Annotated in this window: 26 protein-coding genes; 8 read left to right on the top strand and 18 right to left on the bottom strand. The window is 62.6% G+C overall.

The genetic code is table 11. The features are described 5' to 3' along the window. The first annotated feature begins 136 nt into the window (after window positions 1–136). From IWW33_RS16865 to IWW33_RS16855, 3 genes are all read left to right on the top strand, one after another. Entirely contained in the window at window positions 137–481 is a 345-nt protein-coding gene (locus IWW33_RS16865; protein ID WP_115274018.1) for a pilin assembly protein, read from the top strand. Between the two features lie 271 nt (window positions 482–752). Next, the gene (locus tag IWW33_RS16860) at window positions 753–1166 is read left to right on the top strand and encodes a DUF4398 domain-containing protein (RefSeq protein WP_012315930.1); all 414 of its coding nucleotides are present in this window, start codon (window positions 753–755) and stop codon (window positions 1164–1166) included. Window positions 1167–1216: 50 nt separating this feature from the next. Beyond that, window positions 1217–2005: an OmpA family protein gene (locus IWW33_RS16855; RefSeq protein ID WP_115274017.1), complete on the top strand. Its 789-nt coding sequence runs from the start codon at window positions 1217–1219 to the stop codon at window positions 2003–2005. 71 nt (window positions 2006–2076) lie between these two features. Here the strand turns inward: IWW33_RS16855 and IWW33_RS16850 are convergent, their stop codons facing one another. The 15 genes from IWW33_RS16850 to IWW33_RS16780 form a co-directional block, all read right to left on the bottom strand. Continuing rightward, window positions 2077–2403 (bottom strand): hypothetical protein, encoded by a 327-nt coding sequence (locus IWW33_RS16850; protein ID WP_012315932.1) that lies wholly within the window; start codon window positions 2401–2403, stop codon window positions 2077–2079. Continuing rightward, entirely contained in the window at window positions 2400–3323 is a 924-nt protein-coding gene (locus IWW33_RS16845) for an alpha/beta hydrolase (RefSeq protein ID WP_115274016.1), read from the bottom strand. Before IWW33_RS16845 ends, IWW33_RS16850 begins: the two co-directional genes overlap by 4 nt. Continuing rightward, window positions 3295–4572: a flavohemoglobin expression-modulating QEGLA motif protein gene (locus IWW33_RS16840; protein ID WP_039602209.1), complete on the bottom strand. Its 1278-nt coding sequence runs from the start codon at window positions 4570–4572 to the stop codon at window positions 3295–3297. The genes IWW33_RS16845 and IWW33_RS16840 overlap by 29 nt, the downstream gene beginning before the upstream one ends. A 71-nt stretch (window positions 4573–4643) precedes the next feature. Further along, the gene (locus IWW33_RS16835; protein WP_115274015.1) at window positions 4644–5192 is read right to left on the bottom strand and encodes a hypothetical protein; all 549 of its coding nucleotides are present in this window, start codon (window positions 5190–5192) and stop codon (window positions 4644–4646) included. A gap of 29 nt (window positions 5193–5221) precedes the next feature. Continuing rightward, window positions 5222–5926: a TetR family transcriptional regulator gene (locus IWW33_RS16830; protein WP_046784346.1), complete on the bottom strand. Its 705-nt coding sequence runs from the start codon at window positions 5924–5926 to the stop codon at window positions 5222–5224. A 143-nt stretch (window positions 5927–6069) separates the two neighbouring features. Continuing rightward, entirely contained in the window at window positions 6070–7572 is a 1503-nt protein-coding gene (gene lysS / locus IWW33_RS16825) for a lysine--tRNA ligase (RefSeq protein ID WP_046784347.1), read from the bottom strand. An 89-nt stretch (window positions 7573–7661) separates the two neighbouring features. Beyond that, a protein-coding gene (gene prfB / locus IWW33_RS16820; protein WP_115274014.1) for a peptide chain release factor 2 occupies window positions 7662–8757 on the bottom strand; the annotation gives its coding sequence in 2 pieces (ribosomal slippage) (window positions 7662–8684 and window positions 8686–8757; 1095 coding nt in all). 91 nt (window positions 8758–8848) lie between these two features. Beyond that, window positions 8849–9853 (bottom strand): Wsp signal transduction system regulator diguanylate cyclase WspR, encoded by a 1005-nt coding sequence (wspR, locus tag IWW33_RS16815; RefSeq protein ID WP_174142360.1) that lies wholly within the window; start codon window positions 9851–9853, stop codon window positions 8849–8851. A 51-nt stretch (window positions 9854–9904) separates the two neighbouring features. Further along, window positions 9905–10918: a chemotaxis response regulator protein-glutamate methylesterase gene (locus IWW33_RS16810; RefSeq protein WP_119687683.1), complete on the bottom strand. Its 1014-nt coding sequence runs from the start codon at window positions 10916–10918 to the stop codon at window positions 9905–9907. Beyond that, complete coding sequence (locus IWW33_RS16805; RefSeq protein ID WP_174142359.1) at window positions 10915–13182, bottom strand: hybrid sensor histidine kinase/response regulator; 2268 nt, start codon at window positions 13180–13182, stop codon at window positions 10915–10917. Before IWW33_RS16805 ends, IWW33_RS16810 begins: the two co-directional genes overlap by 4 nt. After that, a complete protein-coding gene (locus IWW33_RS16800) occupies window positions 13179–13844 on the bottom strand; it encodes a chemotaxis protein CheW (RefSeq protein WP_119687685.1) in 666 nt (221 codons plus the stop codon). The genes IWW33_RS16805 and IWW33_RS16800 overlap by 4 nt, the downstream gene beginning before the upstream one ends. Beyond that, a complete protein-coding gene (locus tag IWW33_RS16795; RefSeq protein WP_115274011.1) occupies window positions 13841–15085 on the bottom strand; it encodes a protein-glutamate O-methyltransferase CheR in 1245 nt (414 codons plus the stop codon). Before IWW33_RS16795 ends, IWW33_RS16800 begins: the two co-directional genes overlap by 4 nt. Further along, window positions 15082–15588, bottom strand: coding sequence for a chemotaxis protein CheW (locus IWW33_RS16790; RefSeq protein WP_115274010.1), 507 nt, complete (start codon window positions 15586–15588; stop codon window positions 15082–15084). Before IWW33_RS16790 ends, IWW33_RS16795 begins: the two co-directional genes overlap by 4 nt. Before the next feature lie 5 nt (window positions 15589–15593). Continuing rightward, complete coding sequence (locus tag IWW33_RS16785) at window positions 15594–17216, bottom strand: methyl-accepting chemotaxis protein (RefSeq protein WP_046784354.1); 1623 nt, start codon at window positions 17214–17216, stop codon at window positions 15594–15596. A 129-nt stretch (window positions 17217–17345) separates the two neighbouring features. Further along, the gene (locus tag IWW33_RS16780) at window positions 17346–18032 is read right to left on the bottom strand and encodes a tellurite resistance TerB family protein (protein ID WP_115274009.1); all 687 of its coding nucleotides are present in this window, start codon (window positions 18030–18032) and stop codon (window positions 17346–17348) included. Between the two features lie 236 nt (window positions 18033–18268). On the opposite strand from IWW33_RS16780, the gene IWW33_RS16775 reads away from it, so the two are divergent. The 3 genes from IWW33_RS16775 (at window position 18269) to IWW33_RS16765 (ending at window position 20445) form a co-directional block, all read left to right on the top strand. Beyond that, complete coding sequence (locus IWW33_RS16775; RefSeq protein WP_174142358.1) at window positions 18269–19693, top strand: gamma-aminobutyraldehyde dehydrogenase; 1425 nt, start codon at window positions 18269–18271, stop codon at window positions 19691–19693. A 168-nt stretch (window positions 19694–19861) separates the two neighbouring features. Then, a complete protein-coding gene (locus tag IWW33_RS16770; RefSeq protein ID WP_115274007.1) occupies window positions 19862–20116 on the top strand; it encodes a type II toxin-antitoxin system HicA family toxin in 255 nt (84 codons plus the stop codon). Continuing rightward, window positions 20113–20445, top strand: a complete 333-nt coding sequence (locus IWW33_RS16765; RefSeq protein WP_012315954.1) for a type II toxin-antitoxin system HicB family antitoxin — start codon at window positions 20113–20115, stop codon at window positions 20443–20445. Before IWW33_RS16770 ends, IWW33_RS16765 begins: the two co-directional genes overlap by 4 nt. Before the next feature lie 9 nt (window positions 20446–20454). Here the strand turns inward: IWW33_RS16765 and IWW33_RS16760 are convergent, their stop codons facing one another. Then, window positions 20455–21561 (bottom strand): NADH:flavin oxidoreductase/NADH oxidase, encoded by a 1107-nt coding sequence (locus tag IWW33_RS16760; protein ID WP_012315955.1) that lies wholly within the window; start codon window positions 21559–21561, stop codon window positions 20455–20457. Window positions 21562–22012: 451 nt separating this feature from the next. On the opposite strand from IWW33_RS16760, the gene IWW33_RS16755 reads away from it, so the two are divergent. Next, complete coding sequence (locus IWW33_RS16755; protein ID WP_115274005.1) at window positions 22013–22294, top strand: hypothetical protein; 282 nt, start codon at window positions 22013–22015, stop codon at window positions 22292–22294. Window positions 22295–22437: 143 nt separating this feature from the next. Further along, entirely contained in the window at window positions 22438–22701 is a 264-nt protein-coding gene (locus tag IWW33_RS16750) for a DUF3077 domain-containing protein (RefSeq protein WP_115274004.1), read from the top strand. 114 nt (window positions 22702–22815) lie between these two features. Here IWW33_RS16750 and recJ read toward each other — a convergent pair whose 3' ends face one another. Both recJ and IWW33_RS16740 read right to left on the bottom strand, forming a co-directional pair. Next, on the bottom strand, window positions 22816–24525 hold the full coding sequence (recJ, locus tag IWW33_RS16745; RefSeq protein ID WP_174142357.1) for a single-stranded-DNA-specific exonuclease RecJ: 1710 nt from the start codon (window positions 24523–24525) through the stop codon (window positions 22816–22818). Window positions 24526–24537: 12 nt separating this feature from the next. After that, window positions 24538–25080, bottom strand: a complete 543-nt coding sequence (locus IWW33_RS16740; protein WP_046784361.1) for a YaeQ family protein — start codon at window positions 25078–25080, stop codon at window positions 24538–24540. Window positions 25081–25099: the final 19 nt, after the last annotated feature.

Genomic DNA, 25099 nt, shown 5'->3' with positions numbered 1-25099 from the left:
GCTCAGGAAACAGCACTGGCCCAAGAGTGCCCACAGCGGGGCCGCCATGGCAAGCCACGACCGGTAAAGCAAACTAAAGTAAAAGTCCAGCAGTCCGATGCAATGCAGCCTTTCCGAGGCGTTTACAGAGGTCATCATGAAAATCCGCGAACTCGCCCAGCACTGGGAACAGAACGCCGCAGGCACCCTGAGCCCGACCGGCCATACCTTGCACCTGGACCTGGAGTCGGAGGCGCGCCTGGCGGCGCTCATCGACATGTACCCCAAGCGCACCGCCGAGGAACTGCTCGGTGAGCTGGTCGCAGCCGCGCTCGAGGAGCTTGAAGCCAGCTTCCCCTACGTGCAGGGCAACAAGGTCATTTCCACCGATGAAGAAGGCGATCCGCTGTACGAAGACATAGGCTCTACACCGCGCTTTCTGGCGCTTTCAAGGCGCCATCTGCACACCCTCAGCAACCCCGGCGACGGCAGCGGAAACTGACGCGCCTGCCTCCCGTTCCGGGCTGCCCTCCAGCCCGGAATACCGCTTCTGACAGTGGAAGTTCCGCTCACACACCACTGACCGATCAGTCAGAAATAGTTGGCATTTTTTTCTGAACTATTCAAAAAACGACCCAGTCACAGCCAATAGCCATCACGCTAAAACCCTGCACACTGTCGTCGTGCACCGTTGAGCTGAAGCACACGGCGATGCCAGGGATTGAGCGATGGGATGGACTGCTACGGACATCGTCGTTATCAGGAGTGATCCAATGGAGCTGACCACCATGAAGACCCGCACTTCGAAACTTTCCTCCACTCATGTGCGCGGGTTCAAGCTGGCCGCGCTGGCCCTGGGCAGTAGCCTGGTCCTGGCCGGCTGTGCGGGCAACCCGCCCACCGAGCAGTATGCCGTCACCCAGTCCGCCGTGAACTCCGCCGTCAGCGCTGGCGGTACCGAGTTCGCCGCCGTTGAAATGAAAGCGGCGCAGGACAAGTTCAAGCAGGCCGAAATCGCCATGCACGACAAGAACTACGAGGACGCCAAGCGTCTGGCCGAGCAGGCCGAATGGGACGCTCGCCTCGCCGAACGCAAGGCCCAGGCGGCCAAGGCCCAGAAGGCCGTGCAGGACGCCCGCCAGGGCGTTCAGGACGTACGTCAGGAAGGCCTGCGTAGCGCTCAGTGAGCGCCGCCCAGCCTGCCTTAGCCTTCGCACTCGATCAAAGGATGAACACTATGCGCAAACACGTCATGATTCCCGCCCTGCTGGCCCTGAGCGTCGGTCTCGCTGCCTGCTCGCACGACCCGAACGCCAACCTGGAGTCGGCCCGCACCAACTTCTCGTCGCTGCAGAGCGACCCGCAGGCGAGCAAAATCGCAGCCCTTGAAACCAAGGACGCACAAGACTGGCTGAACAAGGCCGACAAGGCCTACATGGAGCGTGAGGACAGCAAGAAAGTCGACCAGTTGGCCTACCTGACCAACCAGCGCGTTGAAGTGGCCAAGCAGACCATTGCCCTGCGCTCGGCCGAAAACGAGCTGAAAAACGCCTCGGCCCAACGTGCCCAGGCCAAGCTCGATGCCCGTGACGCGCAGATCGCCAAGCTTCAGGACAGCCTGAACGCCAAGCAGACCGACCGCGGTACGCTGGTGACCTTCGGCGATGTACTGTTCGACTTCAACAAGGCCGAACTCAAAAGCAGCGCCTTGCCCAACGTGACCAAGCTGGCCCAGTTCCTCCAGGAAAACCCTGAGCGCAAGGTCATCGTCGAGGGTTACACCGACAGCGTCGGTTCGGCCAACTACAACCAGACCCTGTCCGAGCGTCGCGCCGGTGCCGTGCGCATGGCGCTGGTACGTGCAGGCGTGGACCCTGCGCGCATCGTCGCTCAAGGCTACGGCAAGGAATACCCGGTTGCTGACAACAGCAGCAACTCGGGCCGTGCGCAAAACCGCCGGGTGGAGGTGACCATCTCCAACGACAACCAGCCGGTAGCGCCGCGTTCGGTGAGCCAGGTGCAGTAAGGCTCACAGGTCGATAAAAGAACCCCGCCTTCATGGCGGGGTTCTTCTTTTTCATCGTTGGTTCGAGCGGGTCATTGCACTTGTTGCGGGGTCTGCTCACCCATGCAACGCACCGCACGCTTGCGGTTGTCGACCAGTACCCCGGTAAGGCCCTTTTGCGCTGTGTCGAACAGCACCAGCACACCGTCCACACACTGCGCCACCTGCGGCGCTGGGTCGAGGGAAACCTTGTAGTCCTCACCAGGTACGGTCTTGAGCATGGTGAAATCCTGCAGCAACAACGCATCCTCCGGCTTGGCGAAATGCAGGTAGCCGTAATACCACAGAGCCCCCACCGTCACGATGATGCTGCCGACACCGGTCAGGATCAGCGGGATGGCGTTGCGTTCTTCACTCATTGCTTGTTCTTCTCGTCAGGGTAGTTGGGCACTTCGGCCAGCCGCCGCAGGCCGTTGAAATGGCGGGGGTCATCAAGAAAACGCACCATCACCTGGCGCCAGACCGGGTCGGCAAAGGTCTGTACATGGCCGCCGCGGGTCAGTTGCAGCACCCGTGGTGGCGGTGCGTGCTGGTACAGGCGAATGCCGTTGTTCATCGGTACCAGGTTGTCGTCGATGCTATGGAAGAACAGCTTGGGCGGGCCGCTCAGGCGCTCGACCGAACGGATCGCGCTGTCACCATCGGGTACCAGCCAGGACAACGGCACCTGCAAGGGCCAGGTCAACCACGATGTGCTCAGCGCAAAGCGCCCGACATCACGGTAACTGGCCGGCACGCCATCGAACACCAGTGCGCTGAAGCGCAGGCATTGCTCGGGGTGGGCTGCCAGGTAGTGGATGGCCATTGCCCCGCCCAGGCTCTGCCCCAGCAATACCAAGGGTTTGCCCTTGACCTCGGGGGCCTGGTCGAGCCATGCCATGGCCGCTGCGATGTCATTGTAGACCTGTGGCAAGCCGGGCTTGCCCTGGGACAGGCCATAGCCCCGGTAATCGATCATCAGCACCTGATAGCCCTGCTCCGGCAGCCAGTAGCTACCGCCCAGGTGCCCAGCCAGATTGCCGCCATTGCCGTGCAAGTGCAGCACCGTGCCCTTGACCTCGACACCCGCCTTGGCCGGCAGCCACCAGCCATGCAGGCGGACGCCGTCGGCGGTGGTCAGGGTGACATCGCGGTACTGCAGCTTGGCACGCTCGGGCGTGAACGGCTGGCCCGGTTCCGGGTAGAACAACAGGCTGCTGCACCCGCCCAGGCCCAACAGCGCCAAACCCAGGACCAGGCAGCGGCAGCGCTCAAAGAATGTTCGCGTAGTCGGCTTCAATGCGATCAAGGCTCAGGTGGTTGAGGAAGTTGGAGAAGCACATCCAGGCCGACAGCGCATTGAGGTCGCGAAACTGCTCCGGCAGGTACTTGGGCGGTTCCACCAGGCCTTCTTCGACCAGCTGACGCAAGGTACGCATGTCTTCGAGGGTAGTCTTGCCGCAGAACAGCAGCGGAATCTGCTCGAGTTTGCCCTTTCTCACGGCCAACTGAATGTAGTTGTAAACCATGATGAAACCCTTGAGGTAGGACAAATCCTTGGTAAATGGCAGACCATTGGGCACCGAGCCGCGGAACACCCGGCTTGCATTGCTGTAGCTCTGCGCCATTTCAAAGCCCTGGGCGCGGAAAAACTCGAACACCTGGAGGAAATCGGCGCCCTCCTCGACCATATGGATGGCGCGCGTGCGGTTGGTGAGCTTGCGCAGACGGCTGGGGTAAGAGGCGAAGGCGATCACCTCCATGAGAATCGCCAAACCCTCCTGAGTCACCGTCGACGAAGGCGGGCCCTTCGACAGGAAGGTGCAGATCGGCTGGTTCAGGCCGTTGAGCGTGGTGCCCACATGCACCAGCCCCTCGTGCACTTCCAGCGCGCGCACATCACGGCTGTTGAACATGGCGTCAGCGCGCACCTTGATGTAGTCGGCCCCTGCCGCCGCATCGGCGACGATCCCATCGGACTCGAACACCCGGATGGTTTCCTCGGCCTCGCCGAACACCTTGTTCAGGCGGCGCTGGAGGATGTCCACGGCCTCCTTGGCAGTCAGGTTTTTCGGCTCGTCCTTGAGGTCACCACGGCCGTCGATGTTGTTCAGGTAATCGGAAAGCATCAGGCCAAGGTCGGCCAGCGTCGGGTCGCCAGCGTGGAAGGCATCGGACGCCGCGCCATAGAGTTCCTGGGAGATCAGGCCGAAATCCTCGGTGCCGCGTGCTTCGAGCATGCGCACCACCATGCGGTACTCCTTGCACATGCGCCGCATGATCTGCCCCACCGGGTTGAACTGCCCCAATTGTCGGGTGATGTCGCGCTCGATGCTCTGGAACTCGGCCTTGACCGCACTTGAGTCGAACGACAGCGGCCGCGACTGGTAATAGGCGCGGTCCACTGCAGGCGGCTCTTTGCCCTTGGCCTTCAGAAAGCCCTGGCGGATGTTGTCATCCCACTTGACCGCATCGAGCACACGTATAGGGGTTTGCGCGGTGACGATGCGATCGGACAGTGCGCGTATGGTCTGCTGGTACTCGTCCACCGGGAACTCCTTTCTAGAACAAGGCACCTGTACAGGCCCCTCGCCGGCACGCCGGCGAGGGGCCTGTACGGTCATTTGCCGCTGCGCTGGAAGCGCGCCACCTCGACGAACAGGTCGGAGTTGGCCGGGTCATCCAGATAGGCCAGCACCCGCTCCGACGGGCTGTCGATCAGCACGCCCTCACCGTTGTCCTCCGGTACCTCCGTGTTGCGCCCGGTCAGCTCTTTTTTCTCGACCGCCTGCTGCACCTGTTCCACATCAAGGTTGTAGATCACCAGTTCCTTGCCATCGACGATATCGAAACCGCCAATCAGGAAATGGCCGCCCAGGCGCTTGGGTACACCGGCAGAGAGGTACCAGCGGTTGCCGTGGCGTGACACGGTGAATACGTACTCTTCGGGTTTCTTGCCCTTGGCCGTGGCCACGGCCTTGTAGGCATCGGCGCCGCTGCGGCTGATGGCTAGCTTCAGTGGCTCGCCCCAGGCGTCCTTGCTGCTCCACTTGCCCAGCAGGGCCTTGGGCGCCGCCTGATTGCTCGGCAACGGCTCATGGAAGGTCACCAGACAACCGCCCAGCAGGAGGAATGACAACGTCAACAACACCACACGCCAGGCTTTCATCAGGTTCTCCTTGAAAGTTCGTTCTCGGCTCAGGCCGATGCCAGCACCAGGTGCAGGTAACGGGTAAGCATAGCGAGCATCTGCCCATCGGCTTGCGCATCGGCATCCTTGAGCAGGCCCTGATATTCCATCTGCTCGATAATCGCCGTCAACATCTGGGCGTCCTGTTCCGGTTGCTGCGAGCCGACCACCTGCAACAGCTGGCGCGTGCCATGCAGCAGAATCTGCTCGTGGGCGCACACCAGTTCGGCCAGGCGCGGGCACAGCAGCGCTTCCTGGCGGAAGGCTTGCTCGGCCATCAGGAAGTCGCGGCGGTTGACCAACTGACGGGAAACATAGTCGGCAGTCATCTGCGCCACTTCGTCAGCCAGACGCGCCCTTGATTGCGCACTGCCATCACCCTGGGCAAGCAGCTGGCGCAGCACCACTTCGGTATTGGCCCACAGCTTGGCCATGTAGGCGGCGCTGCGTTCGACGTATTGGGCGAAGGTATCGGTGAGCAGGTCCTCGATATCCTTGAAGTAGTAGGTCGTGGCCGACAGCGGCACACCGGCCTCGGCGGCGACCGCACGGTGGCGCACGCCACGCACGCCATCACGCACGACAATGCGCATGGCGGCGTCGAGGATCAACTGGCGGCGCTGTTCGCTGCCTTGGCGGGCGGTCTTGCGACCCTGGTATTGCACGCTTTCGGCGACGGCGGTGGCAATGCCGGCGGCGCCTTGCTGGGCCATTGCGGGTGTCACGGGTGTACCTCATTGATCTTGGGGTGACTGCACCGGCCCTTTCGCCGGCTTGCCGGCGATAGGGCCCTGACAAACAACATAAGGCTTCAGGCAAGAAAAAGCCGCCCCGAAAGGCGGCTTGTTCAATTCACTCAGGCCTGTGGGCGCATGTGCGGGAACAGGATCACGTCGCGAATCGACGGCGAGTTGGTCAGCAGCATCACCAGGCGGTCGATGCCGATGCCTTCACCAGCAGTCGGTGGCATGCCGTACTCCAGGGCGCGAACGAAGTCGGCATCGTAGTGCATGGCTTCGTCGTCACCGGCGTCCTTCTCGGCCACCTGGGCCAGGAAGCGCTCTGCCTGGTCTTCGGCGTCGTTGAGCTCGGAGTAGGCGTTGGCGATCTCGCGGCCACCGATGAACAGCTCGAAGCGGTCGGTCACGGCCGGGTTGTCGTCGTTGCGGCGGGCCAGCGGCGAAACTTCGAACGGGTATTCGGTAATGAAGTGCGGCTGCTCCAGCTTGTGCTCGACCAGTTCTTCGAAAATCATCACCTGCAGCTTGCCCAGGCCCTCGTGGCCCAGCACCTTGGCACCGGCTTTCTTGGCGATGTCACGGGCACGCTCGACATCCTGCAGGTCGGCCGCAGTCAGTTCAGGGTTGTACTTGAGGATCGAGTCGAACACCGACAGGCGCACGAACGGCTCACCAAAGTGGAACACCTTGTCGCCATACGGTACATCGGTGCTGCCCAGGACCAGCTGGGCTAGCTCGCGGAACAGTTCCTCGGTGAGGTCCATGTTGTCACGGTAGTCAGCGTAGGCCTGGTAGAACTCGAGCATGGTGAACTCGGGGTTGTGCCGGGTCGAAACGCCTTCGTTACGGAAGTTGCGGTTGATCTCGAACACTTTCTCGAAACCACCGACCACCAGGCGCTTGAGGTACAGCTCCGGCGCGATACGCAGGAACATGGCCATGTCCAGGGCGTTGTGGTGGGTTTCGAACGGTTTGGCCGCGGCACCGCCAGGAATGGTCTGCAGCATCGGCGTTTCGACTTCCAGGAAGTCGCGGTCGATGAGGAACTTGCGGATATGCGAGATCACCTGCGAACGCACACGGAAGGTGTGGCGGGTTTCTTCGTTGACCATCAGGTCGACATAACGCTGGCGGTAGCGCTGCTCGGTATCGGTCAGGCCGTGGTGCTTGTCCGGCAGCGGGCGCAGCGACTTGGTCAGCAGGCGTACGTTGGTCATTTCAACGTACAGGTCGCCCTTGCCGGAGCGGGCCAGGGTGCCTTCGGCGGCGATGATGTCGCCCAGGTCCCAGGTCTTGACCGCAGCCAGGGTTTCTTCCGGCAGGGTCTTGCGGTTGACGTAGACCTGGATGCGCCCGGTCATGTCCTGGATCACCATGAACGAGCCACGGTTGAGCATGATGCGACCGGCTACCTTGACCGGGATCGCTGCAGCTTCCAGCTCTTCCTTGGTCTTGTCGACGTATTGCTTCTGCAGGTCGTTGCAGTAGCTGTCGCGGCGGAAGTCGTTGGGGAAGGCCTGACCCTTCTCGCGCTCGGCGGCAAGCTTTTCCTTGCGCAGGGCGATCAGGGTGTTTTCTTCCTGTTGCAGGTCTTGCGATTCGGTCTTGAGGTCGCTCATGTCGTCATTCTTTCCATCAGGTATTCGTTGCCCTTTTCGGGCAGGGCACGCGATGCCGGCGTGCGGGCATCGCGGCGGTGGTGTGCGGCTTACAGCCCCTGCTTGAGGCTCGCTTCCAGATACTGGTCGATGTCGCCATCCAGCACCTTGTTGCAGTCGCTGCGCTCGACGCCGGTACGCAGGTCCTTGATACGCGAGTCATCCAGCACGTAGGAGCGGATCTGGTGGCCCCAGCCGATGTCCGACTTGCTGTCTTCCAGCGCCTGGGAGGCGGCGTTGCGCTTTTGCATTTCCAGCTCGTACAACTTGGCCCGCAGCATTTTCATGGCGGTGTCCTTGTTGGCATGCTGGGAGCGTTCGTTCTGGCACGCCACCACGGTGTTGGTCGGCACGTGGGTGATACGTACCGCCGAATCGGTGGTGTTCACGTGCTGACCACCGGCACCGGAGGAACGGTAAGTGTCGATGCGCAGGTCGGACGGGTTGATGTCGATCTCGACCTTGTCGTCGATCTCGGGCGACACGAACACCGCCGAGAACGAGGTGTGGCGACGGGCACCGGAGTCGAACGGGCTCTTGCGTACCAGGCGGTGCACGCCGATTTCGGTGCGCAGCCAGCCGAAGGCGTACTCGCCCTTGATGTGCACGGTGGCGCCCTTGATGCCGGCGACTTCGCCCTCGGAAAGCTCGATGATGGTGGCGTCGAAACCGCGCTTGTCGGCCCAGCGCAGGTACATGCGCAGCAGGATGTTGGCCCAGTCCTGCGCTTCGGTACCGCCAGAGCCGGCCTGGATGTCCAGGTAGGCGTTGTTCATGTCCATCTCGCCGCTGAACATGCGACGGAACTCAAGCTGGGCCAGTTTTTCTTCCAGGCCTTGCAGCTCGGTCACGACGTCGCTCACGGCGCTTTCGTCATTTTCCTCGACGGCCATGTCGAGCAGATCCTGGCAGTCGGCCAGGCCGCCGGACATCTTGTCCAGGGTCTCGACGACCTGCGCCAGCATGGCACGTTCGCGGCCCAGGGCCTGGGCGTACTCGGGCTTGTTCCAGACGGCCGGGTCTTCCAGCTCGCGGTTGACTTCGATCAGGCGGTCAGCTTTTTGATCGTAGTCAAAGATACCCCCGAATGGACTGGGAACGCTCGGTGAGGTCCTTGATGGTGTTCAGGATCGGTTGGATTTCCATGGCGCGCGGCTCTCGTACGAATTCGGTGAAAAGCCCGCGAGTATAACCGATCCAGGGAGCTGCGGCAGCCCGTTGGGCAGCCGCTTGAACCTCAGGCGATACCGACCTGGTTACGCCCGCTGTTCTTGGCCTGGTACAACCCCTTGTCGGCTGCCGAGATCAATTGCCGACAATGGCTGCCGATCGCCGGCGTCTGGGTCGCCAGGCCGATGCTCACGGTCAGGCGCGAATCGTCTTGCGATGCCGTATGCGGGATATTCAGGCCATGTATGGTCTGGCGCAGCTTCTCCGCGACCAGCCGCGCACCGCCCGGGGAGGTGTTGGGCAATACCAGCGCGAACTCCTCGCCCCCGTAGCGCGCCGGCAGGTCGGTAGGCCGTGAGCAGGAGCCGCGGATGGCCTCTGCAACCTGGCGCAGCGCTTCATCACCTGCCAGGTGGCCGAAGCTGTCGTTGTAGACCTTGAAGTAGTCGACATCGATCATCAGCAGCGACAACTGCTGCTGCTCACGCATGGCCCTGCGCCATTCCAGTTCCAGGTACTCATCGAAATGGCGGCGGTTGGACAGACCGGTGAGGCCATCGGAGTTCATCAGCCGCTGCAGCATCAGGTTGGTGTCGAGCAGTTGCTGCTGGCTCACGCGCAGCGCCCGGTAGGCCTCGTCACGCTGCAGCAGGGTCAGGTACGAGCGGGAGTGGTAGCGGATGCGAGCCACCAGTTCGATGGTATCCGGCAGCTTGACCAGGTAGTCGTTGGCCCCGGCAGCGAAGGCCGCACTTTTGACCAAAGGGTCTTCCTTGGTCGACAGAACGATGATCGGGATGTCCCGGGTAGCCGGATTGTTACGGTATTCGCGCACCAGGGTCAGGCCGTCGAGGCCCGGCATGATCAGGTCCTGGAGGATCACCGTAGGTTTGATGCGCATGGCCTGAGCCACCGCCTGATGGGGGTCGGCGCAGAAATGGAAATCGATGTTTTCCTCATGGGCCAGGCCACGACGCACCGCTTCGCCGATCATCGCCTGATCGTCGACCAGCAAGACCATCGCCGAATTTTCATTGGCGGTCGCAAACCCTTCGATCGGTAGATCAATCATCCCTATTCACCTGATCACGGCCGCAGGGGCGGTGTGATTCAATACATATCGTCATTGTGCAAAGATTTCCATCAGGCGCCCGGCGATTCGCTCCAGCGGACGGATTTCCACCGCTGCATCGATTGCCGCGGCGGCTTTGGGCATACCGTAGACTGCGCTGCTGGACTGGTCCTGAGCAATGGTCAGGAAGCCTTGCTGGCGCATCAGTTTCAGGCCTTGGGCACCATCGCGGCCCATGCCGGTGAGCAGCACGCCCACCGCCTGCCCGCGCCAATAGCGCGCCACACTTTCGAAGAACACATCGATTGAGGGCCGGTAGATTTCGTTGACAGGTTCGGCAGTGTAGGCCAACTGGCCGTTGTTCAGCAGGCGTATGTGGTGATTGGTGCCCGCCAGCAGGACCTGCCCAGGCTGCGGCGGCTCCCCTTCACGGGCCAGGCGCACCGGCATGCCGCAGGCACTGCCAAGCCATTCTGCCATGCCGGCAGCGAACACCTGGTCAACATGCTGGACCAGCACGATGGATGCCGGGAACGCTTTGGGCAGGCCCTTTAGCAGCACCTCGAGGGCCGCAGGCCCGCCGGCCGATGAGCCGATCGCCACCAGGCCGCGGCGCTGGGCGGCATCGCGTAACGGCGCGGCGACCGGTTTGGTCGCGCTGGGCCGCTGTTGGCCGATCAACCAGCTGATGTTGAGGATCTTGCGCAGCAACGGCGCCGCCGCTTCCCGCGCATCACCCGCTCCCAGCGCCGGGGTGTCGACCACATCAAGGGCCCCATGGCCCATGGCCTCGAACACGCGGTGCACGTTCTGCTTGCGGTCGACGGTGACGATGACGATGGCACACGGCGTCTCGGCCATGATCCGCCGGGTCGCCTCCACACCATCCATCACCGGCATGATGAGGTCCATGAGAATCAGGTCGGGCGTTGCCTGGGCACACTGGCGCACGGCCTCGGCGCCATTGCTGGCCACCCAGATCACCTCATGCGCAGGCTCCAGGGCCAGGGCCCGGCGCAACGCCTCTACCGCCATGGGCATATCGTTGACGATGGCGATCTTCATCCTTGAGCACCTCCGATCAGTTCAACCACGGCGTCGAGCAACGCATCGTCGTGGAAGCTGGCTTTTGCCAAATAGTAGTCGGCGCCAGCGTCCAGGCCTCGCCGTCGATCTTCTTCGCGGTCCTTGTACGACACCACCATCACAGGCAGCGACTGCAGGCGCTGGTCGCGGCGCACCAAGGTGACCAGCTCGATACCGTCCATTCGCGGCATGTCGATGTCGGTGATCAGCAGGTCGAAATCCTCGCTACGCAGTGCATTCCAACCGTCCATGCCATCGACTGCCACGGCCACCTCGAAACCGCGGTTGCTCAGCAGCTTGCGTTGCAGCTCGCGTACGGTGAGCGAGTCGTCGACAACCAGAATGCGCTTGCGGCTGGCGCCACGGCCTGCCTGCACGCCGCGCTCGATGCGCTCCAGGCGGCCGGTGCTGAGCAGTTTCTCGACCGAGCGCAGCAAGTCTTCGACATCGACGATCAACACCACCGAACCGTCGTCCAGCAGCGCCCCCGCGGAAATGTCCTGGACCTTGCCCAGCCGTGCATCGAGCGGCATCACGACCAGCACCCGCTCACCGATCAGCCGCTCCACGGCCACACCGTAAAGCTGTTCACGTTCGCGGATCACCACGACCCGCAAAGCGCTTTCATCACCTTGCGCGGCGGGCCGGTTGAGCAACTGGCTGGCCGCCACCAGACCGATATGCCGGCCCTCGTGCCAAAAATGCTGACGCCCCTCGATTTGCACGATCTGCTCGGCCGTCACCTCCAAGGTGCGCTCGATATGCGCCAGCGGGAACGCATAAGCCTCCCCGCCGACTTCCACCACGAGGCTGCGTACCACCGAAAGGGTCAACGGCACTTCCAGATGGAAGCGGCAGCCCTGGCCGGCCTGCTGGGTCAGCTCGATCGAGCCGCGCAGGTCCCGCACCAGATGCTGCACCGCGTCCAGGCCAACACCGCGGCCGGAGACTTCGGTCACTTTGTCGCGCATGCTGAAGCCCGGCAGGAACAGGAAGGTCAGCAGCTCCGCCTCGCTCATCTGCGCCACGGTGTCCGCCGGGGACAAGCCGCGCTGAACGATACTGCGCTGCAGCCGTTGCAGGTCGATACCGGCGCCGTCATCGCTCAGTTCAAGGATCAACAGGCCGGCCTGGTGGGAGGCTCGCAGGCGTATTGCACCTTCTTCCGGTTTGCCCGCCAACAGCCGCTGCTCAGGCAGTTCAATACCATGGTCGACTGCATTGCGCAGCAAATGGGTCAACGGCGCTTCGAGCTTTTCCAGCACATCGCGGTCGACCTGGGTCTTTTCACCGTCTATCTGCAGACGCACCTGCTTGCCCAGCGAGCGGCCCAGGTCTCGCACCATACGGCTCTGGCCGGTAAGCACATCGGCAAACGGGCGCATGCGGCAGGCCAGGGCTGTGTCGTACAGCAACTGCGCGCGCTGGCTGGCCTGCCAGCCGAATTCGTCAAGGTCGGCGGTCTGCTGTTGCAGGATGTGCTGGGTTTCCATCAGCAGCCGTTGCGCCTGGGCCAGTGCTTCCAACACCGGCAGGCTCTGGCCGCTGCCTTCCAACTGGGCTTTCAGGCCATCGAGGGCGCGCATGCCTTGGCCGTGCATGCGCTTGAGGCGCTGCAGGGTGGCCAGATAGGGTTTGAGGCGCTGGGTCTCGACCAGCGACTTGCTCGACAAGTCGAGCAGGCTGTTGAGCCGATCGGCAGTTACCCGCAACACCCGCTCGCCACCTTGGGCGCCGCGCTTGGATGCCCTGCGCGGCACGGGAGGCTCTGCTTCGGGCTCAAGCTCGGGGGTAACCAGCTCGACCGTGGGCAATGGTGTCTGGGCCGGCACGCTGGAAGGCACAGGTGCACCGGGAGGGGCCAGCAAGCCAGCCATCTGGGCCAGAAAACCGGGTACCGCGCCCTCACCGGCAGGGTCCCCGGGCGTTGCGACATGCAGCAGCAGGTCGGTACCGCGCAGCAAGGCATCGATATGTTCAGCGCGCAGCAGCAGCCGGCCTTCCTGGGCCGCTACCAGGCAATCTTCCATCACATGGGCCACGCTGACCCCGGCGTCGATGCCCACGATGCGTGCAGCACCCTTCAAAGAGTGCGCAGCACGCATGCAGGCTTCCAATTGAGCGGCCTGGGTCGGGTTGCGCTCCAGCGCCATCAGCCCTGTGATGAGCACCTGGGTCTGAGCTTCGGCTTCCAGGCTGAACAGCTCGAGCAACGATGCGTCGCGCATTTGCTCAGGGGTCATGACAGGCTCCGCTGCACGGCAGACAGTAGTTGTTGTTCGTCCAGCACACGCACGCTGCGCCCGCGCCACTGCAGTACGGCGGCGGTGAACGGTGCAGTATCTTCAGTGGCGCCCGGTAGTGTGAACTCCAGGCGATGAATACCGTCGATCTCGTCCACCGCCAGCACCACTGGCCCGCCTGCCGCCGCCAGAATCAACATGCGCGGCATCGCCCGGCTGCTGCGCGCAGGCTCCGGCAAGCGCGCCAGCCCCAGCATTTCGCTCAGCAACAGGCACGGCACCAGTGCGCCACGCACATTGGCTACCCCTTGCAGCACCCTGGAACGCTGATGCGGCAATGAATGTACCGGCTGCACCGGGGCGATCTCGGCCAGGCAGGCGGTCGCCAAGGCCAGCCACTCCTCACCCAGACGAAACAGCAGCAGCGAGCGCCCGACGCTGGACTCGACCTGCGCCGCCTCGTGCAACTGATCGTCCTGAGCCAGTGCATAGCGGTCCAGCAGACGGGTAGCGGCCGCAGCATAGACTTCACAGTTGCGACAATGGATATGCCTTTGCAGCAGCGGGCATTGCTTGTCGCCGTGCACGCCGATCCGGTTCCAGCAATCGTCGATACGCTCATCGTCCTGGGCGAGCAGCGCAATTGCGTGTTCGACGCTCATCGTTCAGCCCCCCTGCCAGCGCGTGCCGCGCGTTCGTGCAAGCGGCGAGCGCCGGCTTCGTCGCCTTGGGCCGCCAGCAACATGGCCAGGTGCAGCAACGCCTCAGGGTGCTGCGGCTCCAGGTACAGGGCTTTGCGGTAGTGCGTCTGGGCTTGCCGGGCATCGCCTTCGGTATCGCTGAGCAATCCCAGCCAGTAATACACCTGAGCCTTGGGCTCGAACTGCTGCAGGTAGCGCTGGCAATTGGCACGCGCTTGCGTGCCCTCACCCGCGTTGGCCTGCCTCGCGATGAGGGCCAGCAACTCACTTTCGCTCTCGCGCTGCACCACTGTGGGTGGGGCAACCGCAACCGAGCGCAAGGGCCGCGAAATGGGCGCAGGGGCAGGCACGGGGCGGCTCGGTGCGAGTGGCGCCGGCGGGATGAGCCGAGGCTGTGCTGGCGCATCCAACGGCTGGCGGACATAGGCGAACGACTGGGCAATGCCCAGCGGCCGCATACCCAGCCTTGCCAGAAGGCTGCCCTCGGCCGGCCCGATAAACAGTACGCCGTGCTCGTGGGTAAGGCGCTTGAGCACCTCGAACACGCGCTGCTGGGTCGCCACGTCGAAGTAGATCAGCAAGTTGCGGCAGAACACGAAGTCGTAATAACCGTCACGGCTGCCCAGCGCCGGGTCGAGCACGTTGCCCACGGCCAGGTTCACCTGTGCACGCACCCGCTCATTCAGCTCATGGCCTTCGGCGAGCGCGTGGAAGTGGCGCTCGCGAAAGGCCAGATCAACGCCGCGGAACGAGTTGCGACCGTAGACCGCCTGCACGCCCTTGGCCACCGAATTGGGGCTGATGTCGATACCGTCGATGCGAAACGCAGCCGGGTTCATGCCTGAATCGAGCAGTGCCATGGCCAGGGAATAAGGTTCTTCACCCGTGGAGCACGGCAGGCTCAGCAAGCGTAGCGGCCGCTCGCCGGCAAGTTCGGCCAGGCGTTTGTGGGCCAGCCCGACCAGCGCGGTAAACGACTCCCGGTAGCGGAAGAACCAGGTTTCCGGGACGATCACCGCTTCGATAAGCGCCTGTTGCTCATCTGCCGATTGCTGCAAGCACAGCCAATAGTCGTGAAGGTCTTGGGCGTTGACCGCGACACGGCGCTGCTGCAAGGCACGCTCGACCATGGGCGCGCCGACCGATTCGACATCCAGGCCGATGCGCTCTTGCAGAAAGCGGAAAAACCGTTGCTCGCTCATGCCGACACCTGCCCCGACTGTTGTGGGAACAGCAGTTCGCGCACAGTATCAGACAGCAAGTCATCGACCTCGATACGCTGTAGCAGGCCGTTGGCGTCCTGGCGAACCGGGCCCAGGTAACGCGCTTCGGGGTTGTCCAGCCCATACGGCTGAAACTCCTCAGCGAGGCAGCGCAAGGTCTCGGTAGCCTGTTCAAGGATCAGCCCCAACTGATGCTCGCCGCGATAGCGCACCAGCACCAGCCGTGTGCTGGTGCGCGCAGTGGCAGGCTGACCAAAGCTCAGGGCCGACAGGTCGACCACCGGCACCAGCACGCCACGATGGGCAACGATGCCGGCAACCCAGGCCGGCGCCTGGGCGATCGGCTTGAGTGGCAGGCGAGGCAGCACTTCGACCACCTGGCGCACATCCAGGGCGAAACGTTGGTCATTGAGACGAAATAGCAGGTACAGCTTGCCCTTGGCGCTGGCCGCTGCTGCCGCATGCGTGTGCAGGTCAGTCATGGCGGTCAGACTTTGAAGCGCGATACACCACCGCGCAGGCCCGCGGCCACCTGGCTCAACTCGTCGATGGCGAAGCTGGCCTGGCGCAGCGATTCCACCGTCTGCGTGCTGGCATCGCTGAGCTGGGCCAGTGCCTGGTTGATCTGCTCGGCACCGGTAGCCTGGGCCTGCATGCCTTCGTTGACCATCAACACCCGCGGCGCCAGCGCCTGTACCTGATGGATGATCTGGCTCAGCTGTTCGCCCACCTGCTGCACTTCGAACATGCCACGGCGCACTTCTTCGGAAAACTTGTCCATGCCCATGACCCCTGCCGATACCGCCGACTGGATTTCCCGAACCATCTGCTCGATGTCGTAGGTGGCCACGGCCGTCTGGTCCGCCAGGCGCCGCACCTCGGTGGCCACGACGGCAAAGCCGCGCCCGTACTCACCGGCCTTTTCCGCTTCGATGGCGGCATTGAGCGAAAGCAGGTTGGTCTGGTCGGCGACCTTGACGATGGTCACCACCATCTGCGTGATGTTGCTGGCCTTTTCGTTGAGGATCGCCAGCTTGGCATTGACCAGGTCGGCTGCGCCCATGACCTGGTGCATGGTGTCCTCCATGCGCGCCAGGCCCTGCTGGCCGGAACCTGCCAGGCTCGAAGCCTGGTCGGCGGCACTGGTGACTTCGGTCATGGTGCGCACCAGGTCGCGCGAGGTCGCGGCAATCTCACGCGAGGTGGCACCAATCTCGGTGGTGGTCGCAGCGGTTTCGGTGGCGGTGGCCTGCTGTTGCTTGGAGGTGGCCGCAATTTCAGTGACCGATGTGGTCACCTGTACCGAAGAGCGCTGGGCCTGGGACACCAGCTTGGCCAGCGCCTCGGCCATCTCGTTGAAGCCGCTTTCGATGGCGCCGAACTCGTCCTTGCGGTCCAGGCTCAGGCGCATGCTCAAGTCGCCCGAGCGCAGCTTGTCGAGGGCATGCACCACGCGCTGTACGGGGGCGGTGATGGCGCGCATCAGCAGCAGGCCGCAGATGCCCGCCGCGACGATCGCCAACAACAGCGAAACGATCATGCTGCCTTTGGCGGTGCTCACGGCACCGACAATCTCGTGGTTAGCGGCGTCGGCGGCTTCGCGGTTGTACTCGATCATCGTGTTGAGATGATTGCGCCCCTGCGACCAGACCGGTGTCAGAACGTCCTTGATCAACCGCTCTGCCTCGGCATAATCCTGCCGTCGATAGGCTTCCATCACCTGGCCGATGACATGGGTGTAGTTTGCCTCCATCTGGAGAAAGGTGTCGAAATGGGCCTGGTCGTCCTTGTCGTGAATGGTGCCTTGGTAGCTGGCCAGGTGTTGCTTGAGGCGTTCGTCGAAGCTTTTGAACAGCTCCATGTCGGCTGCCGTGATCTCGCGGTGGTCGGACAACCCCACCAGCTGCTGGCTGGTGACGTAGCTGTCGACCCAGGCACTGCGGATCATCGAACTGTAGTAGACCCCCGGAATGCTGTCGGTACCTACTGCCTCCTCGGCACTTTCGATCGCCACCAGCCGCGAGTAAGCAGCTACGACCATCAGCAACATGATGGCGATGATCACGGCGAAACTTGCCAGGATCCGTTGGCGCAAGGTCCAGTTCTTCACATTCAGCCCTCAGGAATTCACAACGAGCGGGAAAAATCGCCGAAGTATAGCCCAGGCTTCCTACGCTTATGCGGCTGAATATGCGGGGTTAACCAGGCATCCCTGCCTGATGGCCAGGCCATTTACCCGTCATTGACCTGCGGCAAGTCGGGCCTGGCTCTCCAGTTCCTGGCGCAACGCCGGGTCCAGGCGAAGCTGGCGGGCCAGTTCGTCCAGGTATGCACGCTCCATGAAGTTCTCCTGATCGACCATCATCAGGCTGGCCAGGTACATCTCGGCGGCCATTTCCGGCGTTTGTGCGGCGCGCGCGACTTCGGCCGGGTCCAGTGGCTTGTTCAGCTCGGCGTGCAACCAGTGCTGCAGTTCGCGGTCGCTGTCCAGGCGGGTGAATTCGCCTTCGATCAGCGCGCGCTCGCGCTCGTCGATGTGGCCATCGGATTTGGCCGCCGCCACCAACGCCCGCAATACCGCCTGGCTATGCTGCTCGACCTGGGCCGGCGGCAGGCGATCGAGGGTTTGCGGTTCGGTCCCCTGCCCTGCGCCCTGGCGGGCCTGCCAGTTGCCATAGGCCTTGTAGGCCAGCACGCCGAGCGCGGCGAGGCCGCCGTAGGTGATCACTTTGCCCCCGTACTTGCGCGCCTTCTTGCTGCCCAACAGCAAGCCCAGGGCGCCAGCCCCAAGCGCCCCGCCCCCGGCGCCGGAAAGCAGGCTGCCCAAGCCTCCTGAGCCTGTGGCCGGCTTGCCTGCGCCGGACTGTTTGTTCAACAGTTCCTGGCCGGATTTGAGCAGTTGATCGAGCAGACCCCGAGTATTCATTCGCATGTCTCCACGCAGCGGAAAGTAACGTCCAGAGTAAGGCTTGCAAGGCCAAGGGCCACCCGTGGATTTGCTTCCGGATGTTGCATTGGCAGGCAAAAAGCCAACTAGACTCGAGATCGTCACAAGCACCCCAGGCTGGTAGCAATCGCAACACTGCGGTCTGGATGACTGCCCGACCACGCCCCCAAACGCAGCCGCCCAGGCGCCGGCCGCAGACACAACAGGAGCCCCCGATGCAAACCAACATGCTGATCAACGGTCGCCTGGTCGCAGGCGATGGCCCGGTCTGGACTGTGCTCAACCCCGCTGAAGGCAGTGCCTTGGCACAGATCAACGAAGCCACCGAGGCCCAGGTCGATACGGCGGTGCGTGGCGCCGACCATGCCTTCGACAGCTGGTCGCAGACCAGCCCTAAAGAGCGCTCGCTGGCCCTGCTGGCGCTGGCCGACACGATTGAGGCGCATGCCGATGAACTGGCCAGGCTGGAGTCGCAAAATTGTGGCAAACCCTTCGCTGCGGCCCTGAACGACGAAATACCGGCCATCGCCGATGTGCTGCGCTATTTTGCCGGCGCCGCCCGCTGCCTCGGTGGCTCGGCGGCCGGTGAATACCTGCCAGGGCACACCTCGATGATCCGCCGCGACCCGCTGGGCGTAGTGGCCTCGATCGCACCCTGGAACTATCCACTGATGATGCTGGCGTGGAAGATCGCCCCAGCCTTGGCCGCTGGCAATACCGTGGTCATAAAACCGTCCGAGCTGACCCCGCTGACCGCCCTGCGCCTCGGCGAACTGGCCAAGGACGTACTGCCTGCCGGCGTGCTCAACATCCTCTTCGGCCGCGGCCAGACGGTCGGCAACCCACTGGTTACCCACCCCAAGGTGCGTATGGTCTCGCTGACTGGCTCGATCCCTACCGGCGCGCACATCATCGGCGCCACGGCGGGCAGCGTTAAGCGCATGCACATGGAACTGGGCGGCAAGGCGCCTGTGCTGGTGTTCGACGATGCCGACATCGATGCCGCCATCGACGGTATCCGCACCTTCGGTTTCTACAACGCAGGCCAGGACTGCACCGCGGCCTGCCGCCTGTATGTGCAGGCCGGCATCTACGAACGCTTCGTCGAACGCCTCGGCAAAGCCGTGGCCAGCCTTAAAACCGGCCTGCAGGATGCCGAAGACACCGAACTCGGCCCGCTGATCAGCGCCCAGCACCGTGACAAGGTGGCCGGCCTGGTCGGGCGCGCCATCGCCCAGCCGCACATTCGCCTGGTCACCGGGGGCAAGGCACTACCGGGGGATGGCTTCTTCTTCGAGCCAACGGTGCTGGCCGATGCGCTGCAGGATGACGAGATCGTGCGCCACGAAGTGTTTGGCCCGGTGGTGTCGGTAACGCGCTTCACCGACGAAGCACAGGCGCTGGAATGGGCCAACGACTCGGAGTACGGCCTGGCTTCGTCGGTGTGGACCCGCGACACAGGCCGCGCCCACCGCCTGGCGGCACGGTTGCAGTATGGCTGCACCTGGGTCAATACCCACTTCATGCTGGTCAGCGAAATGCCCCATGGCGGGCAGAAGCATTCAGGGTATGGGAAGGACATGTCGATGTATGGGTTGGAGGATTACACCTGCGTGCGGCACGTGATGATCAAGCATTGAACGTGATGTGAAGCTACCGGCCTCTCCTGAGACAAGTCAGCAAGGAGGCCGGTACAAAGTGGCGATCGTCCTCGCATGAATACCTAGGACCTTTCCTTCAAGCACGGTCCCCTATCTCCTACAGTCCGGCTGTTTTGAAAAAAACGACTGGTATCATAGTCTGATACCATGAATAATCATCAAAGATCGGCCCTTGAAGCCATTTTCAGGAAACCAGTGCCCAAGACCTTGGAATGGGTCCGGCTGGAGTCACTGTTGAGATCAGCTGGCGCAAATGTCATCGAAGGTCGAGGTTCGCGAGTTCGCTTTGAGCTCAATGGGGCCGTTGCCACCTTCCATCGGCCTCACCCGGACAAACATGCCAAAACCTATCAATTGCGCGACGCCCGCCAGTTCCTTGAGCAGGCCGGAGTAACACCATGAATGTCATGACCTACCGCGGCTATGCCGCAAGAATCGAATACAGTGACGAGGACCAGTTGCTGATTGGACACGTTGCGGGCATACGTGACGTGATTGGTTTTCACGGCGAATCGATCAGTGAATTGCGACAAGCATTCGAGGAGGCCGTTGATGACTATCTCGAAACCTGTAAACGCCTTGGCCGTGAGCCGCAAAAGACCTATTCGGGGAAGCTGAGTCTGCGCCTTGAGCCCACCCTTCACGCCAGCGTGGCCGCAAAGGCCGAGCTGGCGGAAAAAAGCATCAATCAGTGGGTCAGCGATATTCTGAGCAAGGCCGCTTACAGCTGAGGTGGTCAATCAGTCCCGCAGATCCGACTCATGTATCGGATTCGCCCGGCTGGTAGCCCGTTGATACTGCGCCGGCCACGTAGCCCTGTTACCGCCCAGGTCATCATCGGCATGCAACGGCCAGTAAGGGTCGCGCAGCAGCTCGCGGGCGAGGAAGATCAGGTCGGCCTGCCCGGTGCGCAGGATGTGTTCAGCCTGGGCCGGTTCGGTGATCATGCCCACCGTACCGGTGGCGATTTCCGATTCCTTGCGTACACGCTCGGCGAAGCGGGTCTGGTAGCCGGGGCCGGTGGGGATTTCGGCATTCATCGAAGTACCGCCGGAGGACACATCGATCAAGTCGACTCCGAGCGCTCGCAGGCGACGGGCCAGTTCTACTGTTTCGTCGGGGTTCCAGCCGTCTTCCACCCAGTCGGTCGCCGACACGCGAACGAACAACGGCAGTTCCTTCGGCCAAACCTTACGCACCGCCTCGGTCACCTGCAGCGTAAGGCGGATGCGGTTTTCGAAACAGCTGCCATATTCGTCACGGCGCTGATTGCTTAGCGGCGAGAGGAACTGATGCAGCAGGTAGCCATGGGCGGCGTGGATCTCGACTACCTTGAAGCCCGCTTGCAATGCCCGTTCGGTGGCTTTGACAAACTCGGCTACAACATCCTGGATCTCGTCTTTGCTCAACTCACGCGGTGCCGTGTGTTCAGGGTCGAAGGCAATTTTCGACGGCCCCACCGGCTGCCAGCCTCCTTCCTCGATCTTGACGCTGCCATGCTTGCCCAGCCAGGGGCGATGGGTGCTGGCCTTGCGCCCGGCGTGGGCCAGCTGGATGCCCGGCACGGCGCCCTGCGCGGTGATGAAGCGGGTGATGCGTTGCAGTGGGGCGACCTGTTCATCGTTCCACAGACCAAGGTCCTCGGCAGTGATCCGGCCATCGGCGGTCACAGCGACCGCTTCGGTGATGACCAGCCCGGCACCACCGACGGCGCGGCTACCCAAATGGACAAGGTGCCAGTCGTTGGCCAGGCCATCGACAGCGGAATACTGGCACATCGGCGAGACGGCGATGCGGTTGGGCAACGTCAGCTGACGCAGGGTGTAAGGCTCGAGCAGCAGGCTCATGAGGGCACCTCCCAAGGACTCCAATGGTGATCCGGCCCGGGCATTCAAGTGCACATCCCTGGCCCGGTGCCGGTCATTAATCAGACTAGACCAGATTGGTGGGAGGGAGGTTCGATGGGATTGTTGACTGCTCTGACGCGCGCTTCAGATGTTTCCTACACATATAAGCTAGCGATACCTAGATCAGGAAAATATCCTACGAATCCTGTCGACTCGCGGCTGATTGTCCCTGGAAACCCCACCCTTTAGGCTTTTCGTGTCGCTGATGTTTGGCGTCCGGGAGTGGAATCCTGTCAATTACTGAGTTGCTGTCGTCATGGCAGTTGTGCGCGGGAGGCCGCAAAGCCTACCGGGTTTACTCGTAGCCTGGATTCCACACCGCGTACAACTGCCACCCATCCGTGTGGAATCGGACAGGTCGGTCAATCAGTAACCTTACGAGTCTTTCACTATGAAAAAACTAGTCCCCGATCCGCCCCACCATTTCGACCTTCCCTCCGACAAGACCCTGACCAACGCCGTGAGCGATGGCATCGTGCCAATCGATCACGTGTTGATGAACGTCACCCATTACCTGATGCTCGCTTACAACCACTGCCATCGAGTCCTCGATGCCGTCGAAGATGACAGCTCCCGGGAATCGCTTGTGAATGGGCTGCGTGCCCTGCAGATTGCCTGGGGCCAAGCGGATGCGCTGTCATTGGCCGTGGAGCGTACTACTACCCTGCATTGAGGCTGGATTCACTGGCCTCTTCGCGGGTAAACCCGCGGCCACAGGGGCATCGCAGACCTCAAAACTTGCAGATGACCTGTGGGAGCTGGCTTGCCCACAAAGAGGCCAGAACAGGCAATCGAGAAACTTCAGGAGGGAATTCGATGACCACAGACGACACCCACTTTACTGTAGGGAAGACCACCTTCTTTCAGGGTGAACACCAGACTCACCCACTGTTCCGCATCGAGCCAGGGATTCCCTGCCGCGATGCCCGTGAGCAGGCCTCGGAATTGATGGGCTATGTACGAGAGCTGACCATCATTGGCCTGATGGATGAAAAACCGATGATGATCTGGGCATCCCATTACCTCAGTGCCATGGCCAAGGCACTGATGGATGATGCAGAGTTAGGCATGACAGGCTAACTTCTTCCTGATGGCTAAAGTGTCAGAGAGCTTAGGTCTTTACCGGTAGGTTTGCGGCGCCAGGGAAACCGAGCGCCGCCCCCGCAAAGACCAAGTCAGGCACTTGTAGGCTCCTCAGCGCGGCTCCATATGCGCAATCATCAACTGCACACTTTCATTACCTCGAAACTCGTTAACATCCAGCTTGTAGGCAAGCTCCACCCAACGCACGGTCGGGTTCGGCCAAACCTCGCGGTCGATGCCGAAGGCAATGCCATCCAGGCGTACCGAACCACATTCGCTCTTGAGCACCACTTTAAGGTGGCGCTCGCCGACCACGCGCTGCTCGACCAACTGGAACACCCCATGGAACAGCGGTTCGGGGAAGTGCTGCCCCCAGGGCCCGGCGTGGCGCAAGGCCTTGGCCAGGTCAAGGTGGAACTCCTCGACCGCTAGGCTGCCATCCGACAGCAGGCGCCCGGTGAGGTCTTCTTCACGCAGCTGGCGCCGTACTTCTTCGTCGAACGCCTCGGCAAACGCGGAGAAATTGCCTTCAGGTAGCGAGAGGCCCGCGGCCATGGCATGGCCGCCAAACTTGCTGATCAACTGCGGATGGCGCGCTGCCACTGCATCCAGCGCATCACGGATGTGAAAGCCCGGTACCGACCGCGCCGAGCCCTTGAGCATGCCGTCACCAGCATCGGCGAAGGCGATGGTAGGCCGGTGGTAACGCTCTTTCAGGCGTGAGGCGAGGATCCCGATCACACCTTGGTGCCATTCGGCATCGAACAGGCATAGGCCGTAAGGCATGGACTCGACCGGCAAATCCTTGAGCTGGGCCAACGCTTCGCGCTGCATGCCCTGCTCGATCGACTTGCGGTCCTGGTTCAGGCCATCGAGCTGCTGTGCCATGTCCAGGGCCAGCGCCTCGTCCTCGCACAACAGGCACTCGATACCCAGGCTCATGTCGTCCAGGCGCCCGGCGGCATTGAGCCGCGGGCCTAGAATGAAGCCCAGGTCAGCGGAGCTGATACGCCGGTGATCGCGACGTGCCACCTCCAGAATCGCCTTCAGCCCCGGCCGCGCCCGGCCGGCACGGATGCGCTCCAGGCCCTGATGCACGAGGATGCGGTTGTTGGCATCCAGCGGCACCACGTCGGCTACGCTGCCCAGCGCGACCAGGTCGAGCAGTTCACCGATGTTCGGTTGTGCTTGCGTCTGGTAGCGCCCCAGGCTGCGCAGGCGCGCGCGCAAGGCCATCAGCACGTAGAAGATCACCCCGACGCCGGCCAGCGACTTGCTTGGGAAGTCGCAACCTGGCTGGTTCGGGTTGACGATAGCGTCGGCGTCCGGCAATTGCTGGCCCGGCAGGTGGTGGTCGGTGACCAGCACTTTGAGCCCGGCCGCTTTGGCTGCCGCCACACCCTCGACACTGGAAATGCCGTTGTCGACCGTGATCAGCAATTGCGGCTGGCGCTGCAGCGCCACCTCGACGATCTCCGGGGTCAGGCCATAGCCATATTCGAAACGGTTGGGCACCAGGTAGTCGACATGGGCCGCGCCCAGCAGACGCAGGCCAAGCACGCCGACAGTACTGGCGGTGGCACCGTCGGCATCGAAATCGCCGACGATGATGATGCGCTGGCGCTGGTCGAGCGCTTCGACCAGCAAGTCTACAGCGGCATCGATGCCCTTGAGCTGCTGGTAGGGCAACAGCCGCGCCAGGCTCTTGTCCAGCTCGGCCTCGGACTGCACGCCGCGGGCGGCATACAGGCGGGTCAGCAAAGGTGGCAGGTTACCGAGAAACGGCAGGGTCGGCGGCAGCGGGCGGGGTTCGATACGCATGGGTCGGTTGGCTCAGCCACGCTCACCGAGCAGCCACTGCAGCTGCACTTCGTGCTGGCCACGGTCATCAGTGACGAACACTGTGCCTTCACTGATCATCACGTCCCACTTAATGCTGCGCGGCATGTCCGTGGCAAGCACCTCGAGCACCTCTTGCGGCACAGCGGCGATGTTCAGGTTCTTCAGGTTCTTGACCGCGCCAACCACCTTGCTCTCCCATACACGCAGGCTGCCGTAGGCCAGCAGGCTGGTGCGCTCGGTACGGCGCGAACACCAGGTCAGGCGATCAGCGTCCGGCTGGCCCACTTCGATCCAGTGCAGTACGCGGTCGTCCAGGCTCTTTTCCCACAGGGCAGGCTCGTCGACATCCGACAGGCCGCGGCCGAACGACAGATTCTCGTTGTACCAGAGTGCGTAGGCCAACAGCCGCACGGCCATGCGCTCTTCGGTTTCCGAAGGATGACGGGCGATGGTCTGCTTGACGCTTTCGTACACGCCGCGATCGAGATCGGTCAGATTCAGTTCGAATTTGTAGGTGGTGGACGGCTGGGCCATGGTCGAAGGGCTACTTGCG

The organism is Pseudomonas sp. M2 (assembly GCF_015751845.1).
Lineage (GTDB): Bacteria > Pseudomonadota > Gammaproteobacteria > Pseudomonadales > Pseudomonadaceae > Aquipseudomonas > Aquipseudomonas putida_E.
Note: the sequence above shows the minus strand (reverse complement) of the source record. Positions and strands in the feature narration are given on the sequence as shown.

Bases quoted from the DNA above. Each gene is read 5' to 3' on its own strand.
- IWW33_RS16805 (WP_174142359.1), bottom strand. From the start codon at position 13,182: ATGACCCCTGAGCAAATGCGCGACGCATCGTTGCTCGAGCTGTTCAGC.
- recJ (WP_174142357.1), bottom strand. From the start codon at position 24,525: ATGCGTATCGAACCCCGCCCGCTGCCGCCGACCCTGCCGTTTCTCGGT.
- IWW33_RS16775 (WP_174142358.1), top strand. From the start codon at position 18,269: ATGCAAACCAACATGCTGATCAACGGTCGCCTGGTCGCAGGCGATGGC.
- IWW33_RS16860 (WP_012315930.1), top strand. From the start codon at position 753: ATGGAGCTGACCACCATGAAGACCCGCACTTCGAAACTTTCCTCCACT.
- IWW33_RS16855 (WP_115274017.1), top strand. From the start codon at position 1,217: ATGCGCAAACACGTCATGATTCCCGCCCTGCTGGCCCTGAGCGTCGGT.
- IWW33_RS16830 (WP_046784346.1), bottom strand. From the start codon at position 5,926: ATGGCCCAGCAAGGCGCCGCCGGCATTGCCACCGCCGTCGCCGAAAGC.
- IWW33_RS16835 (WP_115274015.1), bottom strand. From the start codon at position 5,192: ATGAAAGCCTGGCGTGTGGTGTTGTTGACGTTGTCATTCCTCCTGCTG.
- IWW33_RS16750 (WP_115274004.1), top strand. From the start codon at position 22,438: ATGACCACAGACGACACCCACTTTACTGTAGGGAAGACCACCTTCTTT.
- IWW33_RS16865 (WP_115274018.1), top strand. From the start codon at position 137: ATGAAAATCCGCGAACTCGCCCAGCACTGGGAACAGAACGCCGCAGGC.
- IWW33_RS16780 (WP_115274009.1), bottom strand. From the start codon at position 18,032: ATGAATACTCGGGGTCTGCTCGATCAACTGCTCAAATCCGGCCAGGAA.
- IWW33_RS16770 (WP_115274007.1), top strand. From the start codon at position 19,862: ATGAATAATCATCAAAGATCGGCCCTTGAAGCCATTTTCAGGAAACCA.
- IWW33_RS16790 (WP_115274010.1), bottom strand. From the start codon at position 15,588: ATGACTGACCTGCACACGCATGCGGCAGCAGCGGCCAGCGCCAAGGGC.
- IWW33_RS16795 (WP_115274011.1), bottom strand. From the start codon at position 15,085: ATGAGCGAGCAACGGTTTTTCCGCTTTCTGCAAGAGCGCATCGGCCTG.
- IWW33_RS16765 (WP_012315954.1), top strand. From the start codon at position 20,113: ATGAATGTCATGACCTACCGCGGCTATGCCGCAAGAATCGAATACAGT.
- IWW33_RS16800 (WP_119687685.1), bottom strand. From the start codon at position 13,844: ATGAGCGTCGAACACGCAATTGCGCTGCTCGCCCAGGACGATGAGCGT.
- IWW33_RS16740 (WP_046784361.1), bottom strand. From the start codon at position 25,080: ATGGCCCAGCCGTCCACCACCTACAAATTCGAACTGAATCTGACCGAT.
- IWW33_RS16850 (WP_012315932.1), bottom strand. From the start codon at position 2,403: ATGAGTGAAGAACGCAACGCCATCCCGCTGATCCTGACCGGTGTCGGC.
- IWW33_RS16760 (WP_012315955.1), bottom strand. From the start codon at position 21,561: ATGAGCCTGCTGCTCGAGCCTTACACCCTGCGTCAGCTGACGTTGCCC.
- wspR (WP_174142360.1), bottom strand. From the start codon at position 9,853: ATGATTGATCTACCGATCGAAGGGTTTGCGACCGCCAATGAAAATTCG.
- IWW33_RS16810 (WP_119687683.1), bottom strand. From the start codon at position 10,918: ATGAAGATCGCCATCGTCAACGATATGCCCATGGCGGTAGAGGCGTTG.
- lysS (WP_046784347.1), bottom strand. From the start codon at position 7,572: ATGAGCGACCTCAAGACCGAATCGCAAGACCTGCAACAGGAAGAAAAC.
- IWW33_RS16755 (WP_115274005.1), top strand. From the start codon at position 22,013: ATGAAAAAACTAGTCCCCGATCCGCCCCACCATTTCGACCTTCCCTCC.